The organism is Mycobacterium sp. (genome assembly GCF_049281135.1).
GTDB lineage: Bacteria > Actinomycetota > Actinomycetes > Mycobacteriales > Mycobacteriaceae > Mycobacterium.
Genome location: NZ_JBAPRN010000777.1, coordinates 1 through 2461 on the forward strand (window position 1 = coordinate 1; position 2461 = coordinate 2461).

A 2461-nucleotide genomic window follows, 5' to 3' on the forward strand; every position below is an offset into this window, starting at 1 on the left:
GTCCAGCAGCGTCAATCCGGGCGGGGCGCCGCGAGCCCCAACGCCGAGGCTCGCTTGAACCGGTTCATCTCGGGCACCGCGGCGCCGGGCGCGATCAGAACACCACCACCCGACGCCGAGCCGGCAGCGGCTCCCGCGCAGAACGAGAGTCGGCAAAGCGATGCCTACGCCAGCGAATTACCCGACCTGTCCGGACCGATACCCCGTGCGGGGCAACGTAAGTCGGCTGAGGATCGATCGGCCGAGCCGATGACCGCGCCGGTTCGATCGGAAGGCCGTATCCAGGTGTCGTCGCGGCCTGTCGGCCCGCTTCGGGCGAGCATGCAGATCCGACGCGTCGATCCGTGGAGCACCTTGAAGGTGTCGGCGGTGCTTTCGGTGGCGTTGTTCTTCGTCTGGATGATCGCGGTGGCGTTTCTGTATCTCGTGCTCGGCGGCATGGGCGTGTGGAGCAAGCTCAACAGCAACGTCGGGGATCTGCTGAACAACACCAGCGGCAGCGCGGAGCTGGTCTCCGGCGGCACCATCTTCGGCGGGGCGATCCTGATCGGCCTGGTGAACATCGTCCTGCTCACCGCCGCGGCCACCATCGGCGCGTTCATCTACAACCTGACCACCGACTTGATCGGCGGCGTCGAGGTGACGCTGGCCGACCGGGACTAGCGTTTTGGGCGCGGACGCTCCGGTGCGGTAATCTCGTCGCTCGTCCGTGTACGTGTGCGGGCCTATAGCTCAGGCGGTTAGAGCGCTTCGCTGATAACGAAGAGGTCGGAGGTTCGAGTCCTCCTAGGCCCACAACCATGTGTTCGCCAAGACGTTTCGTGAGACTGGTGTTGCCGCTGGCAGCGATCGCGGTGCTGGCGGTGGTGATCCGGTCTCAACGCGGTGTCGAGGTCTGGCACGTGGCAGCCGACCAGACCCGCGGTCGGCGCGAGGGGCCTTAGCTCAGTTGGTAGAGCGCTGCCTTTGCAAGGCAGAAGTCAGGGGTTCGAATCCCCTAGGCTCCACAGGTAGAAAGCACTGCTCAGGCGCCATTCGCTGCCCATTGAATCGGCATGGGACCGGCGCCATTGACCACAATTGCGAGTTAACAGACCGTTGATGGCCACTCCCACGGCCTCGACGCCGAACTCGTACAGGTGGCCGTACCGAGCCAATGTCAGGCCCGCAGTGCCACTGCGCCAAGAACTGTCCGGCCTGACCCAGGGGCCACCGCGGCCCTGGTCGGTGGACTGACGTTCGGTCAGGGCAACCTCGGTCAGCGCGCCTGCTGCCGCCTCATGCCCGCGAATTTGGTCGTCGTGCTCGTCGGCGTCATCGCGTTGCCGAATCGTCTGCACGGCATCATGTTCGGCGACCGCCCGACCGGACGCGCTGCCGGGGTAGGGAGTCGGATCAGACCGATGGCTGGCGCGGGCGGACGTGGATCAGCTGCACCCGGTTCCCGATTCGTCCCCCGCCCCGCCGTGTTCGTCTCCCCACGGGGATACCGAGCCTCGGTCGCGGAGTCGGCAAGGTTGTACCGCGAACCACCGACACATGTACGACCCCCAGCGCGCACATCTACGTTTCACGGCCGATGGTTTTCAACCGCTCACCCCGCACTGTTGAACGGTAGCCAGCGCTCCGACTACATAGGGCCTTTCGAGAGGAGAAGAAATCATGACAACACCTACCGGCATGGTGATGGGGGCTGTCGCCGCTTTCGCGGCTGCGCTGATCGGACTGGCTCCCGCGGCCAGGGCCGACGAACCCGATCCGTTCCAGCTACTTTTCGGCGACAGCGGACTCAACACCTGGACCCCCACGGCTGACACGGATTTGGCGGCGTTGAGCCCGACCCTGGCCAGCGACTTTGCCGCGAGCGTCGACGGCTTCGAATCAGGTACTGGGGGGTTTTGGGCTGGCGACCCGTTTACCGTCCTGACCGACGATTTGGACCCGAGCGCGTTTATTGCCAACCCTGACGGTGTTGGCTTCGTTCCGGACAACGGCATTGGTGACCTCGCCGTGGGCCTGGATTACACGGTGTTTGCCACCGGCGGCTACGGGTCGGTGGACCTGTTGGTCGATGGGCTGTTGGGTGCGCTCGGTGTCCCTGACTTGATTGGGTTTTGACCATCGAATCAGCACACACCCTGCCGTCAGCGCGTTGGCCACATCCTGACCACAATCTGGCCAAGGTTACAGATAGCGGCTGTTAAGTGCAGTTGTGTGTTTTAGCGCGTCGAGCAATGTGTAAACCGTTGATCTGCAGCATGATTCGCCTTTGCAAGGCAGATGTCAGGAGTTCGAATATCCAAGGCCCCACAAATCAAAGGTGCGCTTCTGGGCCTCAAATGCGACGCATCGATGCTGTGGGAACGGATCAACACTCTCGCGGCGCTACGAATTGTCGGTCCTGCGCGAACGCAGCGCCGCTCGCGTGACCGTCACGGGGTGGTTAAGCAGAGTCATGATT

The 2461-nt window shown here is 63.6% G+C and carries 4 protein-coding genes and 2 tRNA genes; 5 read left to right on the forward strand and 1 reads right to left on the reverse strand.

The annotated features are described in order from the left end of the window. From WAN02_RS30715 to WAN02_RS30730, 4 genes are all read left to right on the forward strand, one after another. Positions 1-663 (forward strand): DUF3566 domain-containing protein (locus WAN02_RS30715; protein ID WP_422269147.1); only part of this gene is annotated, 663 nt, incomplete at its 5' end. 58 nt (positions 664-721) lie between these two features. Next, a tRNA-Ile gene (locus WAN02_RS30720) sits at positions 722-795 on the forward strand. A 26-nt stretch (positions 796-821) separates the two neighbouring features. Next, on the forward strand, positions 822-944 hold the full coding sequence (locus tag WAN02_RS30725; RefSeq protein WP_422269148.1) for a hypothetical protein: 123 nt from the start codon (positions 822-824) through the stop codon (positions 942-944). After that, a tRNA-Ala gene (locus WAN02_RS30730) sits at positions 935-1007 on the forward strand. Before WAN02_RS30725 ends, WAN02_RS30730 begins: the two co-directional genes overlap by 10 nt. Here WAN02_RS30730 and WAN02_RS30735 read toward each other — a convergent pair. Next, on the reverse strand, positions 981-1340 hold the full coding sequence (locus tag WAN02_RS30735) for a hypothetical protein (RefSeq protein WP_422269149.1): 360 nt from the start codon (positions 1338-1340) through the stop codon (positions 981-983). The genes WAN02_RS30730 and WAN02_RS30735 overlap by 27 nt on opposite strands. A 322-nt stretch (positions 1341-1662) precedes the next feature. On the opposite strand from WAN02_RS30735, the gene WAN02_RS30740 reads away from it, so the two are divergent. Next, positions 1663-2118, forward strand: a complete 456-nt coding sequence (locus WAN02_RS30740) for a hypothetical protein (protein ID WP_422269150.1) — start codon at positions 1663-1665, stop codon at positions 2116-2118. Positions 2119-2461: the final 343 nt, after the last annotated feature.

Bases quoted from the DNA above. Each gene is read 5' to 3' on its own strand.
- WAN02_RS30740 (WP_422269150.1), top strand. From the start codon at position 1,663: ATGACAACACCTACCGGCATGGTGATGGGGGCTGTCGCCGCTTTCGCG.